General features: G+C 60.3%; 27 protein-coding genes. 12 read left to right on the forward strand and 15 right to left on the reverse strand.

The annotated features are described in order from the left end of the window. Nucleotides 1–52 precede the first annotated feature (52 nt). A complete protein-coding gene (locus D1222_RS11890; RefSeq protein WP_119454470.1) occupies nucleotides 53–1,090 on the reverse strand; it encodes a hypothetical protein in 1,038 nt (345 codons plus the stop codon). 360 nt (nucleotides 1,091–1,450) lie between these two features. Between D1222_RS11890 and D1222_RS11895 the strand changes: the two genes are divergently transcribed. After that, a complete protein-coding gene (locus tag D1222_RS11895) occupies nucleotides 1,451–1,849 on the forward strand; it encodes a c-type cytochrome (RefSeq protein WP_233348720.1) in 399 nt (132 codons plus the stop codon). Nucleotides 1,850–1,864: 15 nt separating this feature from the next. Here D1222_RS11895 and D1222_RS11900 read toward each other — a convergent pair whose 3' ends face one another. Together D1222_RS11900 and D1222_RS11905 are read right to left on the reverse strand one after the other, a co-directional pair. After that, nucleotides 1,865–2,563 (reverse strand): hypothetical protein, encoded by a 699-nt coding sequence (locus tag D1222_RS11900; RefSeq protein ID WP_119454472.1) that lies wholly within the window; start codon nucleotides 2,561–2,563, stop codon nucleotides 1,865–1,867. Between the two features lie 44 nt (nucleotides 2,564–2,607). After that, complete coding sequence (locus tag D1222_RS11905; protein WP_233348722.1) at nucleotides 2,608–3,102, reverse strand: MarR family winged helix-turn-helix transcriptional regulator; 495 nt, start codon at nucleotides 3,100–3,102, stop codon at nucleotides 2,608–2,610. A 266-nt stretch (nucleotides 3,103–3,368) separates the two neighbouring features. On the opposite strand from D1222_RS11905, the gene D1222_RS11910 reads away from it, so the two are divergent. Genes D1222_RS11910 through dacB form a run of 4 tightly spaced genes read left to right on the forward strand, consistent with a single transcriptional unit; the run spans nucleotide 3,369 to nucleotide 6,750 of the window. Then, nucleotides 3,369–3,680, forward strand: a complete 312-nt coding sequence (locus tag D1222_RS11910; protein WP_119454473.1) for a PilZ domain-containing protein — start codon at nucleotides 3,369–3,371, stop codon at nucleotides 3,678–3,680. Nucleotides 3,681–3,716: 36 nt separating this feature from the next. After that, nucleotides 3,717–4,268 (forward strand): GNAT family N-acetyltransferase, encoded by a 552-nt coding sequence (locus D1222_RS11915; RefSeq protein WP_119454474.1) that lies wholly within the window; start codon nucleotides 3,717–3,719, stop codon nucleotides 4,266–4,268. Between the two features lie 6 nt (nucleotides 4,269–4,274). Then, nucleotides 4,275–5,279 carry a porphobilinogen synthase gene (gene hemB, locus D1222_RS11920; protein ID WP_119454475.1) on the forward strand — a complete coding sequence of 335 codons (1,005 nt, stop codon included), beginning with the start codon at nucleotides 4,275–4,277 and terminating at the stop codon, nucleotides 5,277–5,279. Beyond that, complete coding sequence (gene dacB / locus D1222_RS11925; RefSeq protein WP_119454476.1) at nucleotides 5,272–6,750, forward strand: D-alanyl-D-alanine carboxypeptidase/D-alanyl-D-alanine endopeptidase; 1,479 nt, start codon at nucleotides 5,272–5,274, stop codon at nucleotides 6,748–6,750. Before hemB ends, dacB begins: the two co-directional genes overlap by 8 nt. Nucleotides 6,751–6,780: 30 nt before the next feature. Here dacB and D1222_RS11930 read toward each other — a convergent pair whose 3' ends face one another. Genes D1222_RS11930 through D1222_RS11940 form a run of 3 tightly spaced genes read right to left on the reverse strand, consistent with a single transcriptional unit; the run spans nucleotide 6,781 to nucleotide 9,144 of the window. After that, nucleotides 6,781–7,215: a DUF1801 domain-containing protein gene (locus D1222_RS11930; protein WP_119454477.1), complete on the reverse strand. Its 435-nt coding sequence runs from the start codon at nucleotides 7,213–7,215 to the stop codon at nucleotides 6,781–6,783. Nucleotides 7,216–7,271: 56 nt separating this feature from the next. After that, nucleotides 7,272–8,273 (reverse strand): TIGR00341 family protein, encoded by a 1,002-nt coding sequence (locus D1222_RS11935; RefSeq protein ID WP_119454478.1) that lies wholly within the window; start codon nucleotides 8,271–8,273, stop codon nucleotides 7,272–7,274. Between the two features lies 1 nt (nucleotide 8,274). Continuing rightward, nucleotides 8,275–9,144, reverse strand: a complete 870-nt coding sequence (locus D1222_RS11940) for an NAD(P)-dependent oxidoreductase (RefSeq protein ID WP_119454479.1) — start codon at nucleotides 9,142–9,144, stop codon at nucleotides 8,275–8,277. Nucleotides 9,145–9,313: 169 nt separating this feature from the next. On the opposite strand from D1222_RS11940, the gene D1222_RS15785 reads away from it, so the two are divergent. The 6 genes from D1222_RS15785 to D1222_RS11970 are packed head-to-tail and all read left to right on the forward strand — an operon-like array spanning nucleotide 9,314 to nucleotide 16,088. After that, entirely contained in the window at nucleotides 9,314–10,006 is a 693-nt protein-coding gene (locus D1222_RS15785; RefSeq protein WP_182481963.1) for an OmpA/MotB family protein, read from the forward strand. Nucleotides 10,007–10,051: 45 nt separating this feature from the next. Further along, complete coding sequence (locus tag D1222_RS11950) at nucleotides 10,052–11,887, forward strand: SLC13 family permease (protein ID WP_119454480.1); 1,836 nt, start codon at nucleotides 10,052–10,054, stop codon at nucleotides 11,885–11,887. A 12-nt stretch (nucleotides 11,888–11,899) separates the two neighbouring features. After that, a complete protein-coding gene (locus tag D1222_RS11955) occupies nucleotides 11,900–12,664 on the forward strand; it encodes an arginyltransferase (protein WP_119454481.1) in 765 nt (254 codons plus the stop codon). 57 nt (nucleotides 12,665–12,721) lie between these two features. Further along, complete coding sequence (locus tag D1222_RS11960) at nucleotides 12,722–13,843, forward strand: TRAP transporter substrate-binding protein (RefSeq protein WP_119454482.1); 1,122 nt, start codon at nucleotides 12,722–12,724, stop codon at nucleotides 13,841–13,843. Nucleotides 13,844–13,852: 9 nt separating this feature from the next. Further along, nucleotides 13,853–14,518 (forward strand): TRAP transporter small permease subunit, encoded by a 666-nt coding sequence (locus tag D1222_RS11965; protein ID WP_119454483.1) that lies wholly within the window; start codon nucleotides 13,853–13,855, stop codon nucleotides 14,516–14,518. Further along, nucleotides 14,508–16,088: a TRAP transporter large permease gene (locus D1222_RS11970; protein WP_119454484.1), complete on the forward strand. Its 1,581-nt coding sequence runs from the start codon at nucleotides 14,508–14,510 to the stop codon at nucleotides 16,086–16,088. Before D1222_RS11965 ends, D1222_RS11970 begins: the two co-directional genes overlap by 11 nt. Nucleotides 16,089–16,167: 79 nt before the next feature. Here D1222_RS11970 and D1222_RS11975 read toward each other — a convergent pair whose 3' ends face one another. After that, complete coding sequence (locus D1222_RS11975) at nucleotides 16,168–16,728, reverse strand: LemA family protein (protein ID WP_119454485.1); 561 nt, start codon at nucleotides 16,726–16,728, stop codon at nucleotides 16,168–16,170. 66 nt (nucleotides 16,729–16,794) lie between these two features. Beyond that, nucleotides 16,795–19,029: a DNA topoisomerase IV subunit A gene (gene parC / locus D1222_RS11980; protein ID WP_119454486.1), complete on the reverse strand. Its 2,235-nt coding sequence runs from the start codon at nucleotides 19,027–19,029 to the stop codon at nucleotides 16,795–16,797. A gap of 79 nt (nucleotides 19,030–19,108) precedes the next feature. Between parC and D1222_RS11985 the strand changes: the two genes are divergently transcribed. Continuing rightward, entirely contained in the window at nucleotides 19,109–19,807 is a 699-nt protein-coding gene (locus D1222_RS11985; RefSeq protein WP_119454487.1) for an extensin-like domain-containing protein, read from the forward strand. Here D1222_RS11985 and recO read toward each other — a convergent pair. From recO to rpoZ, 7 genes are read right to left on the reverse strand one after another with little or no spacing between them, the layout of a single operon-like run. Beyond that, nucleotides 19,804–20,541 carry a DNA repair protein RecO gene (gene recO / locus D1222_RS11990; protein ID WP_119454488.1) on the reverse strand — a complete coding sequence of 246 codons (738 nt, stop codon included), beginning with the start codon at nucleotides 20,539–20,541 and terminating at the stop codon, nucleotides 19,804–19,806. The genes D1222_RS11985 and recO overlap by 4 nt on opposite strands. Then, nucleotides 20,541–21,488: a GTPase Era gene (era, locus tag D1222_RS11995; RefSeq protein ID WP_119454489.1), complete on the reverse strand. Its 948-nt coding sequence runs from the start codon at nucleotides 21,486–21,488 to the stop codon at nucleotides 20,541–20,543. The genes recO and era overlap by 1 nt, the downstream gene beginning before the upstream one ends. Further along, complete coding sequence (rnc, locus tag D1222_RS12000) at nucleotides 21,478–22,197, reverse strand: ribonuclease III (RefSeq protein ID WP_182481964.1); 720 nt, start codon at nucleotides 22,195–22,197, stop codon at nucleotides 21,478–21,480. The genes era and rnc overlap by 11 nt, the downstream gene beginning before the upstream one ends. Before the next feature lie 47 nt (nucleotides 22,198–22,244). Next, nucleotides 22,245–22,658: a holo-ACP synthase gene (gene acpS, locus D1222_RS12005; RefSeq protein ID WP_119454491.1), complete on the reverse strand. Its 414-nt coding sequence runs from the start codon at nucleotides 22,656–22,658 to the stop codon at nucleotides 22,245–22,247. A 14-nt stretch (nucleotides 22,659–22,672) separates the two neighbouring features. Next, nucleotides 22,673–23,254, reverse strand: coding sequence for an orotate phosphoribosyltransferase (gene pyrE / locus D1222_RS12010; RefSeq protein WP_119454492.1), 582 nt, complete (start codon nucleotides 23,252–23,254; stop codon nucleotides 22,673–22,675). Further along, on the reverse strand, nucleotides 23,251–25,494 hold the full coding sequence (locus tag D1222_RS12015) for a RelA/SpoT family protein (protein WP_233348724.1): 2,244 nt from the start codon (nucleotides 25,492–25,494) through the stop codon (nucleotides 23,251–23,253). Before D1222_RS12015 ends, pyrE begins: the two co-directional genes overlap by 4 nt. Before the next feature lie 7 nt (nucleotides 25,495–25,501). Beyond that, nucleotides 25,502–25,852 carry a DNA-directed RNA polymerase subunit omega gene (gene rpoZ, locus D1222_RS12020; protein ID WP_119454494.1) on the reverse strand — a complete coding sequence of 117 codons (351 nt, stop codon included), beginning with the start codon at nucleotides 25,850–25,852 and terminating at the stop codon, nucleotides 25,502–25,504. Nucleotides 25,853–25,978: the final 126 nt, after the last annotated feature.

The raw sequence follows: 25,978 nt of genomic DNA on the forward strand, positions 1-25,978 counted from the left end.
GCAAAATTTGAGAAGCCCGGTCCTTAAAGGCCGGGCTTTTTCTTTGGGGGAATTAGCCAGTCGGCCGGTAACTGTTCTCGGCCACGAGACTGCCAGACTTAGGCGCAGCCAGATTTGGCGGCACAGCGATGTCGACCCGCTGGCTCCATGTCCCCGGCGCGATCTCTACCGGAACAGAGATTTCATCCCAGCCAATCGAAACGGTCAGCAGATACGCACCCGGCTCAAGCGCGTCGAAGCCGAATTGCCCAAAGGCGGCGGTCCGGTGCTGCACTGGCACCAGGGCAGCATCCAACGGCATTAGCGATACAGGCTGCGCCTCAAGCCGGACCTCGCCCCTGCCCGGCTGGCCATCGCCGTCGCGGTCGATGAAAACACTGCCGGTAATCTGGCCTGAGAGGCCATTACCCAAGCCGCGATTCGGTTGGTCAGCAGCGCCTGATACGCGACCGACAGGCGCAATCATCTCAATGGCCCGAACCTCGACAGACGATGCGCTGACACGCACGACCGCCTCAGCATGTTGCTGTTGATGGTCAGGCTGGGTGGCGACCAGCTGAACAGCAGGCTGAGCCGTATCAGGCTGAAGCGGCTGCACATCAGGAAGCGGCGCACTTTCTCGCGGAGCGGTCGCGACACTAGCATCCGGCATGGACACCATCTGGAGCTTCACAGCGTTGGCACTGCCCTCTCTCGGCCCTGTTGCTGTCTGCTGCTGCGCTTCAAGCAGAAACGCGCCCCATGCTTCCTGACTTCTCCAGTCGGCTGGCTGGCGCAGCCCAGCAAGGCTGGCAGAATTGCGCGGGCTGCGCACGGCCTGCGTTCCAGACCGGATGGCCAGGTCACCAGCAAAAAGCTCCGACATCGCTCCGTCTATCAAAGCGCCTTTGCTGGACAGGTCGCCAGACGGCGCAAAAGCGTAGACTGCCTTTGAATTGAGAACGAGGGCGTCGACGCGACCCACTTCGGCCCCGAACACGTGACGCGCTTCCGGTTCTGCAGGCCTCGCCATGGCGGGTGCATGCACGGTTGCCGCAAGAACAACCAGCATCATCACGAGGTTTTTGAGAAGCCGAAGCTGCATATCCATCCGCGCGTCCAAAGTGGCCTGATGAAGCTTGGTGCGCACTTGTGCACATGCCTCAATCTGTCCCACTTCAGGGACGACCGGCCGCCTGTTATCAGCAAGTGGTAGACGAAGAAGATTAAAGCCGCGCTTCGGAAAAGATTGAATTCGAGCGATCAGGCAATCGGTTATCGTTGACTGGCGATATCGTGCTTTTGCACGAATACGGCCCTAAAGCTCTGATGATTAGGCTGCAACCACATGATTATGCGTATATTTTTAGCTTTGAGCGCAATTTTGATTGTGGCCTCGTGCAATCGCACAGCATCGCCAGACAATCAGCAAGCTCCGCAAGAAGAAGCAGAGTCGCGCCCTAACGCAATCGTGCCCACCACATCCTATCAAGCGGCATTTGACGTTCTGCCTGAACCCTATTCGCAGGCCGATTACAGTCTGGGCCGGCGCACCTTCAAGAATTGCCAGTCCTGCCACACGATCACTGAGGGCGGCCGCCATCTGGTGGGGCCGAACCTGCATGGCATCTTTGGACGCACGGTCGGCACCGCTGAAGGCTTTCAATATTCAAAAGCGCTCGAAGCTGAAGCCTTCACCTGGACGCCTGAGCGTCTTGAGGAATGGCTGGACAATCCACGCGACTACCTGCCCGGCAATCGCATGACATTCGCTGGCATACATCGGTCTGCCGATCGTCACGCGGTCATCGCCTATCTCATGGTCGAGAGCGGATATGCGGCCCGACTGGAGGACGCCAGCAAGCCGTAAGAGCATTCGCTCGCGTCAGAACCGCCGAGCGATGGAAACGAATAGGCCCGCTTCTTCGAACTCTCCGCCAAGCTCGATGAGCGAGCCCGCCGAAAGGTCATAGGCGCCGCGGCGCAAGACATATTCGAACTGGTGCTTGAGCGAGCGCGCATTCTCCGACCCCTGATCCAGCCAAAGCTGGTTCACGAGCCAGATGTTGCGCGCGACTTCTCGGCCATAGCCTGCCTCAAGCCGATAGCGCTGGCAGCCATCCGAATGGGCCCGCACGGCCGCTTCGGCAAACCAGAAACCATATCGCTGACGGTCTTCACTCTGACGGGAAAAGGAATGGGCGAGACCCGCGCGCGCTTCGCCGCCCGTTGACTGACAGCCAGACGCACCGCCGATCGCTTCACCTTCCAGAACACCCGCCTCGGCTGAAGCGACCCATGTGTCGGACAGGGCAAAGCTCCGCCGAACCGTCGTTCGCCAGCCACTTGCTTCGAATTGCGAGAAATCATCGAATGTGACGCGCTCATACTTGGCGGTCACGGTCCATCGGTCCGATAGGCCGTATTCGGCGTAAAGATCTGTGCGCCAGCCCTGCAGCCCTTCAACCTCGGTACGGTTGAGCGCCGCGCGGGTATAGGCCGCCAAGTCAGGCTGCCCCCAAGGCGCGGCTTCGGCGCTCGCCACAAGAACGAGCGCCGCAAGACAAGGCGTAAATCGAACCATTCGCGGAGAGCTATAACGCCCTCCGCCAAAGGTTGAAGTAATTTCTAGAGACGGAAGCGGATCTGGTCGGACCAGAAGCGCTCAAGGCGCGAAACCGTCTTGTTGAGCTGGGTCAGGTCCATCGGGCGGACACTTGCCGTTGGCTCAAGGGCATCTGCCTGCTTGGCGAAGAGGCCTTCGACACGCTTGCGGACCTTGTGGCCACGCTCAGTCAGGCGCAGGTGAACGGTGCGCTTGTCAGCTTCCGAACGCGTCTGGACGAGGTAGCCACCTTCCTGGAGTTTCTTGATATTGTAGGAAAGGCTGGTGCCAGCGAAGGCGCCGCGAGCACGCAGCACGGAAGCTGGGGTTTCGCTCTCGCCAATCTCATAAAGAAGAAGAGCCTGAACACCCGTCAGGTGACGCTCACCGCCACGCTCGAGGTCGTCCTTGACCACGTCGTGCAGCCGGCGATGCGCCTGCTCCAGCAGCGAAAGGGATTTCAGGAAAGATTCTGCGACCGTATCTTCACCGGCCACTGCTTGTGCAGCGTTGTTCATTGTAACCACCATCATCACTCAACTTTTGTTGTAGTTTGAACAGAGTTACGCCCTTCTCCCTGATATTTCGTTAATCATGACCTTTCTGTACCGTGTGTTCGTTAACAAAACACGGTCATATGGTTAATATCCAGTCATGCATGCGATCCGACGACTTATCTCAATGATTGGTAAACTCTTGTAAGGCAGTCTTTTCACTTACCTGCGCATGATGTGCGAAGGTGAATGCAGGAGAAGTTTAGAGTATAGACTGCCTTAGAGACACGATGATGCACTCGAACGTCGAAATGCCCATGTCGGACCATTCAGATAAACGCGACTTCCCGCGCTTTGAGGTGAACACCTCTGGCACGCTTATTCTGCAGACGGGTTTCAAGATGAGCTTCGTCGTGAAGGACATGTCACAACGTGGCGCGAAGATCCTGCTTCACAAGACGTCTATCCTACCGGACGCGTTTACCGTCGAGATCGTCAGCCCGGACCGCACCAAGGTCAAACGCTGCGAAGCCAAGCGCCAGTGGCAGCGAGGCCCACTCGTTGGCATCCGGTTGCTGAGCGCCAAGACGATTACGCTTTAGCTCGCGCGTCATTTTGAGATAGAAGCTGGCTGTCTCATGACTGCTTCGACTTCCCACCTCATTATCAGACCTGCCCTCCTCGATGACGTGGAAGCGATCATCCACGCCGACATTGCCGCGTCGGCCCTTTTTGCGCCAACAGGCCTTCTGTCCGCAGAAGCGCTTGCGGACCACGTTCTTGAGGAGGACCTGCTCGCATCGATTGAGGCAGGCCAGCTCGATGTCGCCGATCTCGGAAGTGACGGCGTCGTTGGGTTCAGCCAGTTCACGAAAATGGGCGACGATCTCTATCTGCAGCAGATCTCAGTGCATCCAGCTTTCGGCAAGCGCGGGATTGGGCGCAAACTGATGTCGAGGCTGGATGTGCACGCGGAAAAGTCCGGGGCGCAGCAGACTACGCTGTCTACCTTCCGGGACCTCGCCTGGAATGCGCCTTTCTATGCGTCTCTGGGTTTCACGGAGCTGCCCCGCAGCGCGTATGCCCCTTACATGACGGCGATTGAGACTTCTCAGGCGCCCTTGATGGACGTTTCGAAACGCGTTTTCATGAGAAAACCCGTTCGCAAAAGCACAAAGCGCGCTAAGTAGCGCGGTATGACTTCGCCATTCCCGCAAAGCTATCCGTCCACCCGGCTCCGCAGGCTTCGTCAATCGGCCTGGGTCCGCAATCTTTCATCCGAAAACCATCTGACGCCTGACGACCTCATCTGGTCGATGGTTGTGCATGACGGCGATGAGCCGACAATTCCTGTCGGGTCCATGCCGGGCCTGTTCAGACTGAATGTGGATGAAGCGGCCAAGGCGGCCAGACGCGCTAGCGACCTCGGCATACCGGCCATCGCAATCTTCCCGCACATCAATCCGGAGCGGAAAGATGATGCGGGCTCTGAAGCGCTGAACCCCGATGGACTGGTGCCGACAGTGATCAAGGCCATGAAGGATGCTGCGCCTGATGTCGGTATTATCTGCGATGTGGCGCTCGACCCATTCACGGCGCACGGCCATGACGGTGTCATTGATGCGGACGGTTATGTGCTCAACGACCAGACGGTTGACCTGCTGCGCCGCCAGGCGGTGATGCAGGCAGAAGCTGGCGCTGACATCGTTGCTCCATCCGACATGATGGACGGCCGGGTCGGCGCGATCCGCGATGCGCTGGAGTCAGCGGGCAAGGTCAATACCATGATCATGTCCTACGCGGCGAAATATGCGAGCGGCTTCTACGGCCCTTACCGGGATGCCATCGGCTCAGCCTCGGCGCTGAAGGGCGACAAGAAGACGTATCAGCAGAACCCCGCCAATAGCGACGAAGCGCTCCGCGAAGTCGCTATGGACATTGATGAGGGCGCTGACCTTGTCATGGTGAAGCCGGGCCTTCCCTATCTCGACATCATCCGGCGGGTTTCCGACACGTTTGCTGTGCCGACCATCGCCTTCCAGGTGTCTGGCGAATACGCGCAGATCAAGGCGGCGGGCGAACGCGGCTGGATCGATGAAGAACGCGTGATGATGGAAACGCTGCTCTGCTTCAAGCGCGCTGGCGCGTGCGGTGTGATCACTTATTTCGCCGAAGCGGCGGCGCAGATCCTGAATGAGTGATCGCGCATACGGTCTCACCACGCTTTTGCGCTCCATCGCTGCTGGCGCTGGCATGCTGGCCGCTACGTGCCTCGCTGTACCGGCGGCCGCACAGCAGATCGCAGCCGAAGCAATAGAGCTGCCTGATCTCGAAGGTGGGCGCTGGGGCGTGTCCGTCGTCTCTCTCGATGGCGAAGAAGTGTTTTCGGTGGCCGCAGATCAGAGGTTCGCGCCAGCTTCGACGCTGAAAGTGGTGACCACTGCGGCAGCGTTCAGAATGCTTGGCGACTTCGACTCCGGGCGATGGCCGGGGGGCACGTCGGCGCGTCTGGAAACGACCGCTGAGTCTGTCCATCCAAACCTCGTCCTCATAGGCGCTGGCGACCCGACCCTGTCGGCAAGCTCACGCTGCACGTCGAACTGCTTGCAGGATCTCGCTGATGCGATCGCGGCAAGCGGCGTCACCGATCTTAACGGTGTCGATGTTGATGACTCCCTCTTCCAGCCGCCTCACTGGCCGGCTGGATGGACGCATGAAGACTTTCGCTTCGGCTATGCGACATCCATTTCCGCGCTTAGCGTCAACAGTGGTGTGGCGCGGGCACGCCTGACGCCCGGAAGCCGCCGCGGCCTTCCGCCCGAAGTGTCCTGGGAATGGGTGCCGTTCTTCGACATCAATACCGACGAGGCCGAGACGGTCTCGACCCGCCAGTTCAATGTCGACCTTATCCGCCGTCCCGGCGCAGAGGAGGCCTACCTGCTTGGCCGCCTGCCACTCGCCTCACCGCCGGTCCATCTCCAGTTCGGTCTCGATGATCCCTCGCTCTATGCAGGCGAAGTCCTGAAAGCGATGCTGGAGGAGCGCGGCATCACAGTTCATGGGCCGGTCTTTCGCGGCACGGTCATCCATGAGCCGGAGGCTGATGCCGACGATACAGCCCCCCCGCCGGATTTCGTCCTGCCCGGGCCTGATACAACAATGCTGCTCGAAGAAGTCCTGCACGAGAGCAATAATTTCTACACTGAAGTCCTGCTCCACCACATCTCGCTGTCAGTGCGGGACCGCTCTCAGGATGCGGGCCTTGAGCTGATGGGCGACATGCTGGTCGATGCGGGTGCGTCGCGAAGCGAGTTCAGCCTCTCCGATGGCTCTGGCCTTTCGGTCTATAACCGCCTCACCCCGTCCGCGATGACAGACCTGCTTGTCTGGGCGAGCCGCCAGAGCTGGTTCGACACCTGGTATGGCTTCTTCTCGCAAGCGGGCGTCGACGGCACGCTGAAATATAGGTTCACCGAGCTTGGCCGCGACGACCGTTTCCGCGCAAAGACAGGTAGCCTGACGGGTACGGGTTCTTTGGCGGGCTATTTCACTGCGCGTGACGGCAAGCGCTATGCATTTGCAGTGTTCGCGAACGACTCATCGTTGCGCTCATCGGCAACACGCCGCCGGATAGACGAATTGCTTGAGGACGTCATTGAGCGGATCGATTGATCCCTGACAGTTAGCGACAATGGCGAAGCGCTATTCGTCCCAGGTTTCGTATTTGCCGCGCATATACTGAAGCCCGAAGTCGATGATCTCGGCCAGAACCGCTTCATCCACGTCGGCCAGCTTGTTGATATAGAGACACGACTTGCCGAGCTTGTACTTGCCCAGGCGCGCAAGCTTCTCCTCAAGGTCGAGATATCCGGGCATGATGTAGACTACGAGGTTCGCCTTGCGCCGCGAGAATCCCGTCATGAAGAACTCGCCTTCACGTCCGCTCTCATACTTGTAGGCATATCGCCCATAGCCGATCAGCGACGGCCCCCACATGCGCGGCGCGAGGTTCGTTACCCTTCCGAAAATTTCAAGTAATCGCTCGGCGTCCGCGCGTCGCACCGGATGTTCGACCGACGCAACAAACTCCTTCGGAGATTGGTCAGTCGGTTTGGTCTTGTTCTCGGCTTTTGCCATCGCTCACCCTCCCTGTGCGCTTAGCACTGTATGAGCGCCGAGCTTTACGGGCAATCTTAGTCGCCGAGAGACACTTTATCACCGAGGTCGAGCACCACGATGAGCACCATGAGCGCGATCAATAGCGCCGCCGAGAGGGTCACATTGATCCAGAAAGCGCGCGTCGCGTTCTGCTGATCGACCCAACCGCGCGGCTTGATGCCTTTCAGACGGAACACAGCCAGCGCGGAGACAAGCAGGCAGACGATGTTGAGAAAGAGCAGCATTCCCGAGCGGCCAGCCAGCGTCCATTCCTGAGCACCTATAAAAAGCCCAAAGGCCGCGCCCGGCGGCAAGAGCGCAGCGGCGACCATCACTCCGACCAGCACTGCTGACTTTCCCTGCGCCATCGAAAGCGCAGCGGCGCCCCCGGCTGCCAAGGCGAGCGCAACACTATCGAGCCGCACCTGCGTCCGCGACATCAGCTCGTCACTTTCCAGATTGAGCGGCAGCGCAAAAGAAATGAGGAAAGCGACCAGCAGCGCGACGCCGAGGCCACCCGCCAATGTAACGCCTGACTGCCGGATGAGGGACATCTTCCCCAACCCCGCACCGAGCGCGAAGCCGAGAATTGGCCCAAGTAGAGGCGCAATCACCATGGCACCGATGACGGCGGCAACGCCGTCCGAATTGAGACCGATCGCGGCCACGACCGTGGACAGCCCCGAAAGAATGAGGAAATCACGTGTGAGCGTCGCGTCCTTGACCACATCGTCGAGAAGTTCTTCGCGCAGAACGCGAAGATTGCTCGCCGCCTCATCCTGCTCCAGCTCGCGCGGCTCAGGCAGGCTCGCCTCAACCGGGATCATCGTGACACGCCAGTCGCGGCAGTCTTCCAACGCCTGCGAAACCGCATCTATGAGAACCTGACAGCGACCGTCATGCATGAGGACGCGGATCATCTTCCGGTCTTCCTGCTCAATATCGAACTGGATCCAGTCTACCGGCTCTAACGCCTTGATGGCCCGAACGACGATCTCGCTGTCGCGCTTTTTCAGATGTATTTCGACCTGTTTCAAATCACTGCTTCCGCGAAGTGTCGAAGCGGGTGACGAGGCTGGACGTATCCCAGCGCTGGCCGCCTTCGGCCTGCACGTCTGCATAGAACTGGTCGACGAGCGCCGTAACCGGCAGGCGGGCGCCGCTTTCACCGGCCGCTTTCAGGGCGATGCGCAGATCCTTGCGCATCCAGTCGACAGCGAAGCCGTGCTCGAACTCGCGCGCAACCATCGTCTTCCAGCGGTTTTCCATCTGCCAGCTCTGGGCTGCACCGCCAGAAATGGCTTCCATGACCTTCGCCACGTCGAGACCATTGCTCTCCGCAAAGTGGATACCTTCTGACAGCCCTTGCACGATGCCTGCGATACAGATTTGGTTCACGGACTTGGCGAGCTGGCCTGCGCCGCTTTCGCCAATATGCGTAATGCGCGCGCCATAGGCCTCCATGACAGGCCGGGCCTTCGCCATCGCCTCACCATCGCCGCCGCACATAATCGTCAGCCGCCCGGCTTCTGCGCCGGCCTGCCCGCCGGAGATGGGCGCATCAACAAAGTGCGCACCGCGTGCGGCGCACCGCTCATACAGGCTGCGGGCAAGGCCGGCGCTGGCTGTGGTATGGTCAATGACGATGGCGCCGTTCGCCAGCGCACCCTCGATCTGGTCGAAGACTGCCTCGACATCCGGATCGTCGCCAAGGCAGAGGCAGACATATTCAGCGCCCGCGACGGCATCTTCCGGAGTCGTGGCCGCTTTGCCCTCATGCTTGGACGCCCAGTCTTCGGCCTTTGCCGGGGTACGGTTCCAGACGGTGACCTCATGGCCTTTTGACACGAGATGGCCAGCCATCGGGAAACCCATGACACCCAGCCCCAGAAACGCACACTTGCTCATAACGATCTTTCCGTTGCCGCCTCGTGCCACATAACCCGTTTGGCATCTTCGCCAACTAGCCCGGCCCGCTGGATCTGGCCAGATTTGTTTAAAATTCAAAGATTACGCCAAACTCCACCCTAAGAACGTTCGTGTAGGCAGAGTGTACGGATCAGAAAGATCGGACACGATGGCTAATGTTCACGCCTTGTCGCGTGCTGGTGGCAGAATGCCGCTGGCGCCGATCCGCCAGACTGGCGGATGGAAGCTCGCTTATGCGGACTTCCTGACGGCGCTTTGTGCCCTCTTCCTTGTTCTGTGGCTTGTTCATGGAGCAACGCCTGAGCAGAAAGAGAGCGTTGCAGAGCAATTCGGTGCGCCTGGCCTTGCTAGCGCGCAGGGTTTTGAGCCGCTCTCCCTCACCCCCGTACAAAGCGACGTCGCCGCGCTTGCCGATACGCTGCGGAACTCTGCGCTGCTGGCAGAACCTGCTGGCCATGTCGCGATCAGCGAGATTGAGAACGGCGTGCGGATCGACCTGCTCGACCCTGATCTTGCCCCACTGTTCGAAAAGGGCGCGGCTTCACTCAATGCGCGCGGTGAAGACCTGATCGGCCTGACGGCTGTAGCGCTCAGCATGGTGGATGTGCCCTTCTCAATCGAAGGCCATACCGACAGCGACCCGATCAACCGCGTCAATTATTCGAACTGGGACCTGTCCGCAGACCGTGCGAACGCCGCCCGACGGGCCCTGCTGGCACATGGCATCGCCCCATCGCGCGTCCGCAGCGTTGCAGGTCTTGCCGATACGCGGCCGCTGGATGCCAACTCTACCAACTTGCCTCAGAACCGTCGCTTGAGCATAGTCGTCCATATAGACTGATTTTCTGCTGGGAGCTTTCTGCTCCCGCCGCGGACGGGAGACTTCATGGCAACAGAGCTTGTTGCAAACTGGCCCATGTGGGCCAGCCTGTTTGTGATCCTGTGCGCAATCGTGGCCTATGTGCTGGACCGCTGGTCGATGGAGTCTGTCTCCATTGGCGTCGTGGCGGCGCTGTTGCTGCTCTTCACGATACCGGGCGCAACCGCCTTTGACGGGACAGCGATCACGTCGGCGGACCTTCTGTCGGGTTTCGGAAACCCGGCCCTCATCACAATCATGGCGCTTCTGGTCGTTGGTCAGGGTCTGTTCCAGACCGGCGCCATTGAAGGGCCGACCAAAGCGCTTGTGCGCTCTTATGGCAGGCGGCCCATCTACACGCTTTGCCTGACGTTCTTTGCGGTGTTCGCGATCAGCGCGTTCACCAACAATACCCCCGTCGTCATCATGTTCCTGCCGATCATGAGCGCCATTGCGATGCGCATGAATGCGTCACCGTCGCGCCTGATGATGCCACTCAGCTTCGTGTCGATCCTGGCGGGTATGACGACGCTTATCGGCACATCGACCAACCTGCTGGCAGCAGATGCGTACCGGCGCACTGAAGGTATTTCGCTCGATTTCTTCGAGCAGACGCCAATGGGCCTGATGCTCGCGGGGATTGGCCTTGCCTATATCGCGATCTTCTCGCGCTATCTCCTGCCAAACCGGGATACGTTCGCGCAGGAAATCGTGCCCAGCGGGAAGCAGTTCGTCGCGCAGATCGAGGTCACGCATGACCACTTCCTCGTCGGGCAGTCCCCAGTGGCCGGCATGTTCCCGGACCTCAAGGACATGACCGTGCGCCTGATCCAGCGCGGCGAGAAAGCCATGCTGCCGCCTTTTGAGGACGTAGAGCTTCGCGTTGGCGACCTCGTCATCGTCGCCGCGACGCGCAAGGCCATCAGCGACCTCCTCGCCTCCAAGCCGGGCCTGCTGCAGCAGATCTGGCAGGGGGACGAGGACGAGAAGGTCGACACGAGCGTGCCGCAGCTCAGCCTGATCGAAGCGGTCATCGCGCCCGGCTCACGCATGGCGGGCCGGACTGTTGAGATGCTCGGCTTCCGGCGCCTAACCTCTGCGGTGGTTCTGGGTATCCAGCGGCGCTCGCGCATGATCCGGTCGAAACTTGGCGAGATCCGCCTCGAGGCGGGTGACACGCTGCTTCTCTGCGCGCCGCAAACAGTGTTTCAGGAGCTTCGCACGAGTCGCGACATCCTGCTTCTGGAATGGTCCCAGAAAGAAATTCCGGTGACGGCGCACAGTCTTGCCGCGCGCCTCATCGCGCTCGGTATGGTCATACTGGCGGCGACCGGCATCACCAGCATCCTGGTGGCGTCCGTGCTTGCGGCCCTCGCAATGATCGTCACCCAGTGCCTGAATACGCGTCAGGCAAGCCGGGCGCTCGATCTTCGGATTTTCCTCGTCATCGCTGCCGCGCTTTCGATGGGCACGGCGCTCGAGAAGACTGGCGCGGCGACGCTGATCGCGAACGGCGTGGTGACCCTGGCAGAGCCTTTCGGGCCGGTCGTCATCCTCTCTACCATCTTCATCTGTGTGGCCCTGCTGACCAACATTCTCAGTAATGCGGCCACGGCCGTCCTGTTCGCGCCCGTGGCGCTGGAAGCGGCGCACACGGTCGGAAGTGACCCACTGCCCTATATCCTTGCAGTCATTTACGCCTCAAACTGCAGTTTCGCCTCGCCGATCGCCTATCAGACGAACATGTTGATCATGGCGCCCGGCCATTACCGGTTTTCAGACTTCATAAAGTTTGGTGGGCCACTTTTGGTTGTGATGTGGGTCGCATTCACCATAATGGCCCCTTGGCGTTTTGATCTATGAGTGCCTTAATCGATGACTATGAAACTGGATGAGTCGCTATTTACCGTACCGGGTGTCGGGCGCGGACTACGTTTCTATGTCACCGGTGCAACCCCATGCCCCTATCTGGACGGCCAGATGGAGCGCAAAGCCTTTACCCATCTCAACCAGTCTGCCCCTGATACGCTTCACAACCAGCTGAGTGAAGCAGGCTTTCGTCGCAGCCAGTCGGTGGCTTACCGTCCGGCTTGCCCTTCCTGTAATGCCTGCCGCAGTGTGCGCGTCGACGCCTCTCAGTTTTCGCCAAGCCGTAATCAGGACCGTATCCTGAAGCGCAATGCGGACCTCGTCCGCCGGCCAGTTGCCCCAAAGGCGACGCGCGAGCAGTTCCGCCTGCTGAAGCGCTATCTCGTTTCGCGCCATGAGGGTGGCGGCATGTCGGATATGGGCTTTCGCGAGTTTGCCGGCATGGTGAACGAGACCCCTGTGCAGACCCTTATGTTCGAGTATCGCGAGGGCCCGGAGGAGGACGCACCGCTGGTCGGTGTGTCGCTGACCGATGTGCTGCGCGACGGTTTCTCGATGGTCTACACCTTCTTCGACACGCGCCAGCCCAAGCGCAGCCTCGGCACCTATATGATCCTCGATCATATCCGCAGCGCTGAAGACTACGGCCTGCCGCACGTCTATCTTGGCTACTGGATCAAGCAGAGCCCGAAGATGGACTATAAACGCCGCTTCCAGCCGCTCGAAGTCCTTGACGGGGCCGTCTGGCGTCCGCTTGAAGAGGATAAATAGAACCCGGACTGTCAGAGGGGCAGAACCGGGCGATCCCTAGAGGATCCGGGGGAGGATATGATACGCAGACGTAACCTGCTTGGCGCAGGTCTTCTTGGCATAGGCGGTGCTGCCGCATCCTTTGGCAGCCCGGACCACGCGGCAAACCTTGCCGCGCCTGCGATCAGCCGCAACCGGCGGCGCCTCAACATGGTGACGACCTGGCCGAAGGGCCTTCCGGGCCTTGGGCGCGCGGCAGAGCGCGTGGCCGAACGTATCCTCGCCATGTCCGAAGGCCTGATCGAAGTGAAGGTCTATGCCGCGGGCGAGCTGGTGCCCGCCTTTGAAAGCTTCGACGCCGTCGCGAATGGCTCTGCCGACATGTATCACGGCGCCGAATATTACTGGACGGCCAAGTCCACGGCCTACCCGTTCTTCACGGCCGTTCCGTTTGGCATGACGGCGCAGGAAATCATGGGCTGGATCGACTTTGGCGGCGGACAGGAGCTCTGGGATGAGCTCTCGGCCGGCTTCGGCATCAAGCCGCTGCAGGGCGCCAATACCGGTCACCAGATGGGCGGCTGGTTCCGGCGTGAGATCAACGGTCTAGACGACCTCGTCGGCCTCCAGATGCGTATTCCGGGACAAGGCGGTGACGTGCTGCGCGCCCTTGGCGGCTCAGCAAAGTCCCTGCCCGGCGGTGAAATCTATCAGGCGCTCCAGACGGGCAATATTGACGCGACCGAATGGGTCGGGCCGTGGAATGACTACTCGCTCGGCTTCTACCGCGAAGCGCCATACTATTACGGACCCGGCTTCCATGAACCGGGCGCGAGCCTTGCTGTCGGCATCAATCTCAAGCTCTGGGAAAGCCTCACGGCAGGCGAACAGGCGCTCATCAAGGCAGCCTGCGAGTCCGTCAATCACCTCTCACTGGGCGAGTTCACCTATCAGAACTCCGTCTATCTCGACCTTCTGGTGCGAAAGCACGGCGTGCAGCTGCGTTCATTCCCGGATGAAGTCGTCGCCCGTATGGCGGAGGCGTCCCGTGATGTACGCGCCGCATCTGGCCGCGACGGTCTTGAGAAACGCATCTATGAGAGTTTCGAAGAGGCGTTGAACAAGATGGCTGGCTGGGCGGCGGTCTCTGACGGGCCGTATTACGCCGCCCGCGAACTTGGCCGGAAGACCGGAGGCTAGGCGCCCGTTATGGACCCGCAAGTCTTCCTGACCCTTGGCAGTTTCCTGAAGTGGATAGGGCTTGTTGCCTCGCCGCTGCTTCTTCTGCCTCTGCTTATCCTCGTGATACCGGGTCCGCTTCACAAAGCTGGGCAGACTCTTGCTGATGGGCTGGACCGTTCGCTCGACTGGGTCCTGCGCGCTGCCATGTTGGCGGCGGTGCTTTTGTTCATGCTCCAGCTTGTCGTCGTGATCGGCAGCTATGCGCTGGCCCTGACGGCGACCTGGCTGTCGGAGTCGGTCATCTACGCTTTCGCTGCCATGTTTATGTTGGGCGCCGCAACCGCGCTTCGCGATGATGCGCATGTGCGCGTCGACATTCTTCGCCCACGCTTTGGCGAGAATGGCCGCAACTGGATCGAGCTCGCAGGCACCTACCTCCTTCTCTTCCCGATCTGCATCCGCCTTCTCATGGCAGGCGAACAAGGGCTAACGCGCAGCTGGACGCTGTTTGAAGGGTCACGCGAAAGCGACGGCTTGCCGATCCTCTTCCTGTTCAAGACGCTGGTGCCGATCTTTGCGGTGTTGCTGATCCTTGCTGGCCTTTCGGTCGCCCTGAAAGCAGCGCTGAGACTGACAGGCTTCGCAGGCTCTGCTGACGAGTCCACACCGCAGGAGCGCCATTATGGAGCTTGAACTCCTGCTCGCGCTTCTGATGTTCCTGACGGCCATCGGCGCCCTGCTCGCGGGTTACCCGGTTGCGCTGACACTTGGCGGCGTCGCCCTGCTCTTTGCCCTGTTCGGCATCACGCTGGGCGTCTTCCCTGAGCCACTGCTTCTGTCCCTGCCAAGCCGCATCCAGGGCGGCTCGATCATGCAGAATGAGACGCTGATTGCGGTCCCGCTCTTCGTTCTGATGGGCGTTATTCTTGAGCGTTCGCGCGTCGCAGAGGACCTGCTGCACATTGCCGGGCGGCTGCTTGGACGTATGCGCGGTGGTCTCGGCTATGCCGTGGTCCTCGTCGGCGCATTGCTTGCGGCATCGACCGGCATTGTTGGCGCAACCGTCATCACGATGACGCTGATCGCCCTGCCGACCATGCTGGCGCAGAAGTACGACCCCAAGCTCGCGACCGGCACGATTGCTGCCTCGGGTACGCTTGGCCAGATCATTCCGCCGAGTATCGTGCTCATCCTGCTGGCAGACGCAGTGTCCAATGCGGCGAGCCAGGCCGCCAATGAAATGGGCGTTGGCAGCTTCGTCGTGTCCGTAGGCGACCTGTTTGCAGGGGCGCTCATTCCGGGCCTGCTACTGGTCGGACTTTATCTCGGCTGGATTGCAGTCATGGCAATCCTGAAGCCAGAGTCCTGCCCGCCTGTCATCGACGACGACAGCCCACCGCTGACAGGCAAGGAAGTCGCCTTCGGCCTCGGTGCTCCGCTTTTCCTGATCATCGCGGTCCTCGGTGCCATCCTGTCGGGCATTGCGACCCCAACAGAAGCGGCATCGATTGGCGTTGCTGGCGCGCTGCTTCTCGCGGGTCTCCGCCTGTCTGAAGCGGGAGACGCTTTTCTCGTGCGGATCATCGCTGGCGCCTTCGCGGCGCTTCTCCTCATTCTGGTCATCCGCAATGTGATGGATCTGCGCCTAGGCGTGGCGACGACAGATGCGATTACGCTGGTTGGCATCGCCGTGATTGTCGTGTCGGCGATCCTGTTTCTGGCGGGCACGGTTGCCGGGATGATCATCCTACACCGGCGCGGCTTTCTTTCACTCGCGCTGAAAAGCGGCGTTCACATTACCTCGATGGTGTTCCTCATACTGATCGGCGCGTCGCTCTTCTCGCTCGTGTTTCGCGGTTTTGGCGGCGACGACATGGTGGCCGACCTGCTGCATGCTATTCCGGGCGGGCGCTGGGGCGCGCTCATCGGCGCCATGCTCGTCATGTTCGTGCTCGGCTTTTTCCTCGACTTCATCGAGATCGTCTTTGTCGTCGTGCCGCTGGTCACACCGCCGCTTATCATCATGGGGTTTGACCCGGTCTGGCTTGGCATCCTGATGGCGCTGAACCTGCAGACCAGCTTCCTGACCCCGCCCTTCGGCTTTGCACTTTTCTATCTGCGCGGTGCTGCGCCTGACAGCGTCCAGACGATCGAGATCTGGCGCGGCGCCCTGCCCTTCATTGGCTTGCAGCTTCTGATGATCCTCGCCGTCGCATTCCTGCCGCAGCTTGCAACCTGGCTGCCATCCGTTCAGGCGAACTAACCGTACTCGCAAAGAAAAATCCCGGTCTTTCAATGCGAAAGACCGGGACCTTAATATTCAGATCTAAAAGCTCGAAAGCCTAGAACTTTACTTCCGGAGCGTTCGACAGCGCCGTGCGGTCGCCGCCAAGGTCGAAGAATTCGCGTTCCTCGAAGTTGAACATGCCCGCCACGATGGAGTTTGGGAATTGCTCACGCGAGGTGTTATAATCCTGAACGGCCGCATTGTAGAAACGGCGTGCGGCGGCAAGCTTGTCTTCGATGACGGAAAGCTCGTCCTGCAGGTCCTTGAAGTTCTCGTTCGCCTTCAGGTCCGGATAGGCTTCGGACAGCGCAAACAGGCGGCCGAGGGCCCCGGTCAGTACGCCTTCGGCCTGCGCCATCTCACCCGGCGACTGCGCCGCCACGGCTGAATTACGTGCCTGAACGACCGCGTCGAGCGTTTCGCGCTCATGCGTGGCATAGCCTTTCACCGTTTCCACCAGATTGGGGATCAGGTTCTGGCGCTGCTTCAGCTGCACATCGATGTCGGCAAAAGCCTGATTGCAGCGCTGACGCTTTGCGACGAGCGCGTTGTATATACCGATCAGGAAGACGACCAGAATGGCCAGCGCGCCGATCAGAACGTAAAGAAATGTCATGGAGGTCCCTCCACCTCGAAGATTGTCCCGGCAGACTCAGTAGACCCGCCCCTGCGGGAAGACAAGCTAACCGGTGAATGTGCCTGACTTTGGAAATCCGCGTGGTGCCGCCTTTCCCGCCTGCGCCCGTTTGCCGATCCACTCTTCCCATTCAGGGAAGGTGCGTGAACGCCCGGCTGAATCGGTCACAGCGAAGCCTTCTTCGGCCTTGAAGGTCATGGCATCGGCAAGCTTGTCCTTGCCGCGATAGGCCTGAAGCTTCACGCCCTTGCCGCGCGGCATTTCCGGCAGCTCCTCCAGCGGGAATATGAGCAGCTTCTTGTTCGTGCCAATCACGGCGATCTGATCACCATCGACGATACGGCTAATGAGCAGATTTCCACCGGCCGTATTCACGACGGACTTGCCAGCCTTGCGGTTCGACTCAAGCTCGCCTTCCGGCACGATGAAGCCATAGCCCGCATCTGACGCCATCAGGCGTTTGCGGCTGGCGTCCAGCCTGAACATGGCAATGATCTCGATATTGTCCTCAAGATCGATGGACAGCCGGATCGGCTCACCGTGACCGCGACCACCCGGAAGCTTGTCACAGGTGAGCGTGAACGCCCGGCCATCGCTGGCGAGCAGGACGATCTTGTCAGTCGTCTGCACTTCTTCGCTGAGATAGAGGCTATCTCCATCCTTGAACTTGGTCGTTTCAAGGTCGAGGCCGTGCCCTTTCATGCCGCGGATCCAGCCCATTGAGGACAGAACCACCGTCAGCGGTTCCTTCGGCGTAGAGGCCTCAAGTGCCGCGGACAGGTCGATTTCTGGCGCATCCTCAAAGGTTGCGCGGCGGCGGCCGAGTTCGGTCTCCGGATCGAAGACCTTGCGAGCCTCTTTTAGCTCCTTGCCGACCTTGGTCCACTGGCGGCGCGTCGAGCCAAGCAGGGATTCGATGTCGGCACGCTCTTCCTGAAGCGTGTCGTTCTCCTTGCGGATTTCCATCTCTTCCAGCTTGCGCAGGGCACGCAGGCGGAGGTTGAGGACCGCTTCGGCCTGAATGTCGGTCAGTTCGAAACGCTTGATCAGCTCCTGCTTGGGCTCATCCTCCTCGCGGATGATGCGGATCACCTCGTCGATGTTGAGGAAGGCCTTGAGGTAGCCTTCGAGCAGGTGCAGGCGTTTCTCGATCTTGTCGAGACGGAAGCGCGCCCGGCGCACCACGACCTCACGGCGGTGATCGAGATAGGCGATGATCACTTCGCGCAGGCTCATCACCTTTGGCGCGCCGCGATCCAGCACGTTCATGTTCATGGAGAAGCGCGATTCCAGATCGCAGAGCTTGAACAGGCTCTCCATCATCACGTCAGGATCGACGGTCTTCGCGCGCGGTTCCAGCACGATACGGATGTCTTCAGCGCTCTCATCGCGGACATCACTGAGAAGCGGCGCTTTCTTGGTCTCGATGAGCTCGGCGAGCTTTTCGATGAGGCGGGATTTCTGGACCTGGTACGGGATCTCGGTGACGATGATCTGCCAGGTACCCCGGCCAAGATCTTCAACAGACCAGCGCGCGCGAATACGGAAACCGCCGCGGCCTGTTTCATACGCTTCGCGAATGGCGCTGCGAGGCTCGACAATGACCCCGCCCGTCGGGAAATCCGGGCCCGGCATGACATTCATCAGCTCGGTGATCGGCGTATCGCGGTCCTCGATCAGGAGGAGTGCCGCGTCGATAACCTCGGCGACATTATGCGGCGGAATGGACGTTGCCATGCCGACGGCGATGCCGGACGCGCCATTGGCCAGAAGGTTCGGGTAGCCAGCCGGCAGCACGACCGGCTCACGATCAGTTTCCGAATAGTTGTCCTTGAAGTCGACGGCGTCCTCATTGAGCCCGTCCAGAAGCAGCTTTGCCGCCTCTGTCATCCGCGCTTCAGTATAGCGGTAGGCGGCCGCATTATCGCCATCAATGTTGCCGAAATTACCCTGACCATCGACCAGCGGGTAACGGACGGAAAAATTCTGGGCGAGCCGGACGAGTGTATCGTAGATCGCGCTGTCGCCGTGCGGGTGGAAGTTACCCATCACGTCGCCGACGATTTTCGCACATTTGCGGTAGCCGGACTCCGGATCGAGCTTAAGTTCCCGCATGCCGTAAAGGATGCGGCGCTGGACTGGCTTCAGGCCGTCGCGCACATCCGGCAGGGCGCGGGACGTAATGGTGGACAAGGCATAGGCAAGGTAGCGCTTGGTGAGGGCCTCACTCAGCGGCTCATTGATGATGTTGCCATCTTCGGGGTCCAGAAGGTCGGACATGGTGGCTCCTTCGGGCTGTGCCTGTTCAGGAATCGGGCTTCGGCTCAGACTCTATCAGAATGACGGACGATTATAAGAAATGATCAGCACGCTAGAGCGGGGTATTAAACAGGTTGGTGTCGTAGCAGCACTGCTTCTGGCTGCAATTGCCTTCAATGCGTTCGTGCCCGTGCAGCACAACCCGCTCCGTCCGCTCAGCCTGACCGACCCGATCGGGTTTGCGACGCCAATCAAGCTCTCGCGCCTCAAGGGTGATTTTGACCAGTGCTATGCCCTGCTAGACCGCGCCGAAGTCGGTTACACCGCCCTGCCGGAAGGAAGCGGCACAGAGCGCTGCCCGCTGGAACGCCCGCTGACGCTGGACCGCTCGGCCTACCCCTACTCCGTCGCGCCACTGAAAATGACCTGCGCGCAGACCGCATCACTTTTTGTGTGGGAGCGAGAGATCGTTTCGCCTGCCGCCGAAAAGATCCTCGGCGAAGAGGTCGACCGCATACTCTCCTATGGCTCATTCTCATGCCGCAATATCGCTGGCTCAAGCAATCTCAGTGAGCATGGCCGTGCCAATGCGATCGACATTCGCGGCTTTCGACTTGCCGATGGCCGCGTCATCGATGTGCGCCAGCACTGGCGGGAGGATAGCGAGTTCGGGACATTCCTGGAGGAAGTGCATGGCGGGGCCTGCCAGCTCTTCTCCGTCGTGCTTGGGCCTGATTACAATGCCGCCCACGCTGACCATTTCCACTTCGATATGGGCGGCTCAAGCATCTGCCGTTAGGGCGATTGCGGACGCGCCAGCTTCGCCGCCAGCCGCCGTCTCGGTTCCGGCATGTCGCGGTTCATCGTGTTGAATAGCCGCCGCTCAATGAAATGCCCGGTCAGCTCCAGCCCATGCGCGATGTCCTGCTCTGTGGCCGGAGAGCGCGCGTCGATCAGGAAGTTTGGCAGATCGAAGAGCCGGTCCAGATACTCTTCGGCTTCTGAGCCTTTTACCGCCCGGCCTGTGCGCGGAGAAACATGGGTGAGACCATCATTTGAGCCGCTCACAGCGCAGGCATCAAGGTCTAGCCCGAACCCCAGAGCGGCGAGCAGCCCAAGCTCCCAGCGCACATATAGGGCGGGCCAGACCTCAGTATTGTCCAGCTGATCGAGAAGCAGTTCAGTGGCAGCAAACAGCGCAGAGCCTGCATGGTCGCCTTCGTTCAAGGCGCCGCGCAAGAGCGCGCAGATAGACGCGACTGCATTGAGGGCCAGCGGAAGGTCAATCAGGCGGGATGCGCGCTGGCGCGAGCTTTCGGCCACATCGAACCGGCCAAGTTGTTCTTCCAGCCGCCCGGACCAGGAAAGCTCAACCGTATTGCCGGGCTCATACTGGGCGCGTTTTTTTCGCGATGCGCCGCCATAGACGAGGCCAGAGCGGCGCCCGCGTTCACGTGTCAGCACGTCGAGGATCAGTCCGCTTTCGCCGAACTTGCGGCCGCCGAGGACAAGGCCCTCATCGCGCCACTGCATCAGCTATCGAACTCCAGTCCGAGATGGGCGTAGCTCTCGCGCTTTTCCTGCCACTTCTCGTCCACCTTCACGAACAGGAAGAGGTGAACGCGCGTATCCAGCAGCTTGCCCAGCTCTTCGCGCGCGGCGCGGCTGACCCATTTGATCGTCTGGCCATTCTTGCCGAGGACCATAGACTTGTGATTGTCACGGCCAACGATGACGGCCTGCTCAATGCGCACATCGCCATTCTTGAAGTCTTCCCAGGTCTCGGTCTCTACCGTCAGCTGGTAAGGCAGCTCCTCGTGAAGGCGCAGCATCAGCTTTTCACGCGTGATCTCGGCGGCCAGGAGGCGCATCGGGATGTCAGCGGACTGGTCTGGTGGGAACATGGCCGGGCCTTCCGGCATCTGCGCGGCGAGATGGTCCATGAGCAGGTCCAGCCCGTCGCCATTCTCAGCAGAGATCATGAAGATGTCGCTATAGGCGCCTTCCTCATTGAACTGGGCGATCAGAGGCAGGACTTCGTCATGCGGGAAGAGATCGATCTTGTTGAGCGCGAGGATGACCTTTCGGTTATTGCGCTTCAGCGTGCGGATCACGTCGCGGTCATCCTCGACGGACTTGGTCTGCGCAGGCGCGGCCTTTCCCTTGCGGTCCGCGATCCATGCGGCAGCATCGATGAGATGTACGACGGCATCGGCGTCCTCCGCGCCGGTCCAGGCGGATTTCACCATGGCACGGTCAAGGCGCTTCTTGGCACCGAAGATACCGGGCGTGTCGACGATCACCAGCTGCGCGTCGCCCGAATGGGCCACGCCGCGCACCGGAAAGCGCGTGGTCTGGACCTTGTGGGTCACAATCGCGACCTTGGTGCCGACCATCGCATTGGTCAGCGTCGACTTTCCCGCATTTGGCGCCCCGATAATGGCGACAAAGCCTGCTCGATTGATGTCGTCAGCCTGCATTCCGGATCAGATCCCTTAAAAGTCGGTCGGCCGCAGCCATTTCGGCTTCCTGCCTTGAGCGGCCCTTGTCTTGCGCTGAACCGCGCCCTTCGACCCTGGCCTCAACGAGGAAGACCGGCTCGTGATCTGGGCCGGATCGCTCGATAATATCATAGGTCGCATAGGGCGCGCGATTTGCGCCGCACCAGTCGCTCAGTCTTGTTTTCGGGTTCTGCTGCGAGATTTCCCGATCCACAAGCTCCATGATCCAGTGGCGGCTGATAAAGGCGCGGGCCGCTTCCAACCCGCCGTCGCGATAGATCGCGGCAACGATTGCCTCAACGGCATCGGCAACGCTCTTGTCATAGCTGCCGCGCTTATTCTTCTCCATCGACGCATCAAAGAAGAGGAACTGGCGCAGGCCCATGGCGTCGCCAACCTCTGCGCAGGCTTCACCGCTGACAAGCTGGTGGAAGATGCGCGTCAGGTAGCCTTCGCGTTCGGATGGAAACTTGGCGATCAGCACTTCAGCCATGATGAGGCCGAGCACCCGGTCACCAAGGAATTCGAGGCGCTGGTTAGAGAATTGCGCGTCGCCGTCATAATTGTCGATGAGGCTGGGATGGGTCAGCGCCCGGTTTAGCCACTCGACCGTGCGGAACGTGTAGCCCAGGCGGCCCTCAAGCTCCTGACGGTCTTCTGCCGAAAGCTCCGGGCGTTTGCGTTTCACCGTCCGTCCGGAGGCGCGCAGTCTTGTACGTTTTGGACGGCCTGGTTTCATAACCGCGCTTCTACAGGCAGCGCCTCGATAATGACAACTGCCGAAGCCCATGGATGGTCATCTGTGATGGTGAGGTGAATCACCGCCTCGTGCCCTTCAGGCATCATCTCCGCCAGACGCTTGGCCGCCCCGCCCGTCAAGGCCATGGTCGGCTTTCCGGTCGGCAGGTTCACAACGCCCATATGCTTCCAGTGCACACCGCGCCGGGGAACGCCTGTACCGAGCGCCTTTGCGCAGGCTTCCTTGGCCGCAAAACGCTTGGCATAGGTTTCAGCCGAGCGGCGCCGGCGCTCTGCCAGCGCGATCTCCGTTTCAGTGAAACAACGCTGCTTGAACCTCTCTCCGAAGCGTTCGATCGACTTCTCGATCCGCTCGATATTGCAGAGGTCATTGCCCATACCGATGATCATGAGCGGATGCTCCTTCAGGCAAGGCCCCGGCTGCCGGGTTTGACCGGCGGGAGCGCCTTGAGCTCGTCCGGCAGATCGTCCGGATCATAGTCCGGAAAGTCGACCTGCGCGAGCGAGACGAGTTTGCAGCCAACATCGGCGCGGCCATTCGACCGGTCGATCACGCAAGACCCGCCCACGACTTCACCAGGCAGCTTGCCAAGCGCCACGACAGTTTCGCGGAAAGACAGCCCGGTCGTCACGATATCCTCGGCGATCAGGATCTTCTCGCCCTCAGCGATTGAGAAGCCGCGGCGGAACTGAAGTTCACCATCGACGCGTTCGGCAAAGATGGAGCGGCAGCCAAGCTGGCGCGCGAGTTCGTAGCCAGGAATGATGCCACCGACAGCAGGCCCGGCAACGACGTCGATCTTGCCGAACGTGTCGGTGACTTTCTTCGCGAGCGCCTTGCAGAGCCGCTCTGCCAGTTCAGGCTGCGAGAAGACGAGAGCTTTCTGAAGGAAGACAGGGCTGCGGCGCCCAGACGACAGAATGAAATGACCTTCGAGCAATGCACCAGCTTCGCGAAAACAGTCCAGCACATCGTCATTGGTCAATTGGTCGTCTCCTCGATCCGCTCAACGCTCTCCACGACGGCGAGCGCCCGCAATGCGGCTCTTATGTGCTCGAGATGGCGCAAGTCCTCAACCTCGATATCGAAGATAAGCTGAAGAAAATCAGCGGCGCGTTCGCCCGTCTCAACGCGGGTGATGTTGCCGCCTGCCTGCGCCACGGCCGAACACTGGAGCGCCATGACACCTGGTTTGTTCACTGCCTGCACGCTGATCCGGCCGACGGCCACGACGCCCTGCTTGGCAAGCTCGTTCCAGCGAAGGTCCACCCAGAGGTCAGGACGGTCTTCGAACGCGGCAACCTGACGACAGAAGATCGTATGGATGACGAGGCCCTTTTCTGGCTCCCGCAGACCAATGATGCGGTCCCCGGGGATCGGGTGGCAGCACTCACCCAGATGGAGGGTGACACCCGGGGTCAGGTCTTCGCCTGCAATCATCTGGCTGGCATGCTGGTCGTCGATCAGCGTGCGATCATGCGCATTCGCTTGCGCAGGCTCATGTCCCGGGAACGCCGCACGAATGAAGTCTGCGGTTTCGTAGCGTCCACGCCCGACGGCTTCGGCGAGGTCTTCGGCCGTCTCAAAGTCCGCGCGCCTGGCCACACGCACCATGTCGATTTCGAGCGGCTCTATGCCTGCCCGCCGCAGATCCCGGTCCATCAGGGCGCGCCCAAGACGAACAAACTCGATCTGCTCACGGCCCCTGATAAGCCGGCGGATGGCCGATCGCGCGCGGCCCGTTACGGTCAGCGCTTCCCAGCCAACAGTCGGGCGGGAGTCTGGCCGACGTAGAATCTCAACGACATCACCATTCTTCAGCGGTGTACGAAGCGTACGGTCCACGCCATTGACCCTGACGCCATCACATGTGTCGCCGACGGCGGTATGGACAGCATAGGCAAAGTCGAGCGGCATCGCGCCTTTGGGCAGGATGATCAGCCGGCCCTTAGGCGTGAAGACAAACACATGCTCGCGGTACATTTCCAGCTTGGCATGCTCGAGAAACTCATCCGGCTCTGCCCCATCGGCGAGAAGTTCGCCGAAGGCACGAAGGTTCATGCTCGGGTCGAGGCCGGCCGCCTTGGACGATTCAATATCAAAACCGTATTCGCTATTCTTGTACGTCCAGTGCGCGGCGACGCCGTGCTCTGCCGTACGGTCCATTTCCTCAGTCCGGATCTGCAGCTCGACAAGCCGGTTGCCAGAGGCGCGTACTGTCGTGTGAAGCGAAGCATAGCCGTTCGGTTTTGGAACGGAGATAAAATCCTTGAAGCGGTCGGGCAGACATGCCCAGACTGTGTGGAAGGCGCCAAGCAGCTGGTAGCACTCACCAGTCTCACGCACGATGACGCGGAAACCGAAGATGTCGGCCACATCGCGGAATGAAATCGACTTGCGTTCCAGCTTGCGCCAGATCGAATAGGGCTGCTTGCGGCGCCCCTTCACACGGGCTGTCAGCCCCTGCTCTGCGACGACCTGCTTGATAGCAAAGCGGATGCGCTCAAGATCGTCGGCATTTTCCGACATCAGCTCTTCAAGCTTGGCAACGATGCTCGCGCGTGCTTCGGGATTGACGTGATGGAAGCCGAGATCCTCAAGCTCTGAGGCGACCTGGTAGAGACCAACCCGGCGCGCAAGCGGTGCATAGATTTCAAGCGTTTCACCGGCAATGCGCCGACGCGACTCTTCCTTCGGGATGAAGTGGAGCGTGCGCATATTGTGTAGCCGGTCAGCCAGCTTCACCAGAAGGACGCGGATGTCGTTGACTGTCGCGAGGATGAACTTCTGGAAGTTCTCAGCCTGCTTGGATTGTTCGGACTTGTAATCGAGCTTGCCGAGCTTGGTGACGCCGTCGACCAGTTCAGCGACATCATTGCCAAATCGGGTCTCGATTTCATCCAGCGAGACGTCGCAGTCCTCAACCGTGTCGTGAAGAAGACCGGCCATAATCGTGCACTGGTCCAGCTGGATGCCGGCAATCAGCATCGCGACCTGCACAGGGTGGGAATAGTAAGGGTCGCCGGATTTGCGCAGCTGCTCGCCGTGCTTTTCCTTGGCGAAATCATACGCCTCGCCGAGGCGTCTGGAGTCTACTTCAGGATAGTAGGCCCGGACCGCGTCAATCAGGTCTTCGCGGGTTGGAATAGCGGCGCGCGCACCAGCATCGCGCCGCTCCATATTTGGGGGCGACCGATCAATGTTGCTGGCGGCCGCACTGCTCATGGGACTATCAGAAACGGTCGTCGCGACCCGACTCCAGTTCGGCCTGGTAGGCGCGCATCACGTCTTCTTCGGTGGCTGCAGGTGCAGTCTGGAGCGCTGCGCGATCTGCTTCGCGCTCTTCTTCCTCGCCAGGACGCACTTCCTGCAGGTTGGCGATCAGGCCTTCGCGAACGACGTCGAGGCTGACGGAGCGGTCAGCAATCTCTCTCAGCGAGATGACAGGGTCCTTGTCATTGTCGCGCTCGACAGTGATCGGCGAACCTTCGCGGATCATGCGTGCGCGCTGCGCAGCCAGAAGGATCAGGTCAAAACGGTTCGGGACCTGCTCGATGCAGTCTTCGACAGTAACTCGTGCCATATGGGAAATCTCCTGATAGCCGCTCTTTATATGCGTTGCAGCACACCGATACAACCCGTCACTTGCGGTGGCTGCAGTCCGGCGCTAGCCTTGCGGATATTTCGTTACGACTTTGAATTCTGGATT

Origin of the sequence: Henriciella algicola (assembly GCF_003576245.1) — a bacterium.
Taxonomy (GTDB): domain Bacteria; phylum Pseudomonadota; class Alphaproteobacteria; order Caulobacterales; family Hyphomonadaceae; genus Henriciella; species Henriciella algicola.

What these genes read in the sequence shown, in the direction of transcription:
- D1222_RS11890 (WP_119454470.1), bottom strand. Translation starts at nt 1,090, where the DNA reads ATGGATATGCAGCTTCGGCTTCTCAAAAACCTCGTGATGATGCTGGTT.
- D1222_RS11900 (WP_119454472.1), bottom strand. Translation starts at nt 2,563, where the DNA reads ATGGTTCGATTTACGCCTTGTCTTGCGGCGCTCGTTCTTGTGGCGAGC.
- D1222_RS11905 (WP_233348722.1), bottom strand. Translation starts at nt 3,102, where the DNA reads ATGAACAACGCTGCACAAGCAGTGGCCGGTGAAGATACGGTCGCAGAA.
- D1222_RS11910 (WP_119454473.1), top strand. Translation starts at nt 3,369, where the DNA reads ATGATGCACTCGAACGTCGAAATGCCCATGTCGGACCATTCAGATAAA.
- D1222_RS11915 (WP_119454474.1), top strand. Translation starts at nt 3,717, where the DNA reads ATGACTGCTTCGACTTCCCACCTCATTATCAGACCTGCCCTCCTCGAT.
- hemB (WP_119454475.1), top strand. Translation starts at nt 4,275, where the DNA reads ATGACTTCGCCATTCCCGCAAAGCTATCCGTCCACCCGGCTCCGCAGG.
- dacB (WP_119454476.1), top strand. Translation starts at nt 5,272, where the DNA reads ATGAGTGATCGCGCATACGGTCTCACCACGCTTTTGCGCTCCATCGCT.
- D1222_RS11930 (WP_119454477.1), bottom strand. Translation starts at nt 7,215, where the DNA reads ATGGCAAAAGCCGAGAACAAGACCAAACCGACTGACCAATCTCCGAAG.
- D1222_RS11940 (WP_119454479.1), bottom strand. Translation starts at nt 9,144, where the DNA reads ATGAGCAAGTGTGCGTTTCTGGGGCTGGGTGTCATGGGTTTCCCGATG.
- D1222_RS15785 (WP_182481963.1), top strand. Translation starts at nt 9,314, where the DNA reads ATGGCTAATGTTCACGCCTTGTCGCGTGCTGGTGGCAGAATGCCGCTG.
- D1222_RS11950 (WP_119454480.1), top strand. Translation starts at nt 10,052, where the DNA reads ATGGCAACAGAGCTTGTTGCAAACTGGCCCATGTGGGCCAGCCTGTTT.
- D1222_RS11955 (WP_119454481.1), top strand. Translation starts at nt 11,900, where the DNA reads ATGACTATGAAACTGGATGAGTCGCTATTTACCGTACCGGGTGTCGGG.
- D1222_RS11960 (WP_119454482.1), top strand. Translation starts at nt 12,722, where the DNA reads ATGATACGCAGACGTAACCTGCTTGGCGCAGGTCTTCTTGGCATAGGC.
- D1222_RS11965 (WP_119454483.1), top strand. Translation starts at nt 13,853, where the DNA reads ATGGACCCGCAAGTCTTCCTGACCCTTGGCAGTTTCCTGAAGTGGATA.
- D1222_RS11970 (WP_119454484.1), top strand. Translation starts at nt 14,508, where the DNA reads ATGGAGCTTGAACTCCTGCTCGCGCTTCTGATGTTCCTGACGGCCATC.
- D1222_RS11975 (WP_119454485.1), bottom strand. Translation starts at nt 16,728, where the DNA reads ATGACATTTCTTTACGTTCTGATCGGCGCGCTGGCCATTCTGGTCGTC.
- parC (WP_119454486.1), bottom strand. Translation starts at nt 19,029, where the DNA reads ATGTCCGACCTTCTGGACCCCGAAGATGGCAACATCATCAATGAGCCG.
- D1222_RS11985 (WP_119454487.1), top strand. Translation starts at nt 19,109, where the DNA reads ATGATCAGCACGCTAGAGCGGGGTATTAAACAGGTTGGTGTCGTAGCA.
- recO (WP_119454488.1), bottom strand. Translation starts at nt 20,541, where the DNA reads ATGCAGTGGCGCGATGAGGGCCTTGTCCTCGGCGGCCGCAAGTTCGGC.
- era (WP_119454489.1), bottom strand. Translation starts at nt 21,488, where the DNA reads ATGCAGGCTGACGACATCAATCGAGCAGGCTTTGTCGCCATTATCGGG.
- acpS (WP_119454491.1), bottom strand. Translation starts at nt 22,658, where the DNA reads ATGATCATCGGTATGGGCAATGACCTCTGCAATATCGAGCGGATCGAG.
- D1222_RS12015 (WP_233348724.1), bottom strand. Translation starts at nt 25,494, where the DNA reads ATGAGCAGTGCGGCCGCCAGCAACATTGATCGGTCGCCCCCAAATATG.
- rpoZ (WP_119454494.1), bottom strand. Translation starts at nt 25,852, where the DNA reads ATGGCACGAGTTACTGTCGAAGACTGCATCGAGCAGGTCCCGAACCGT.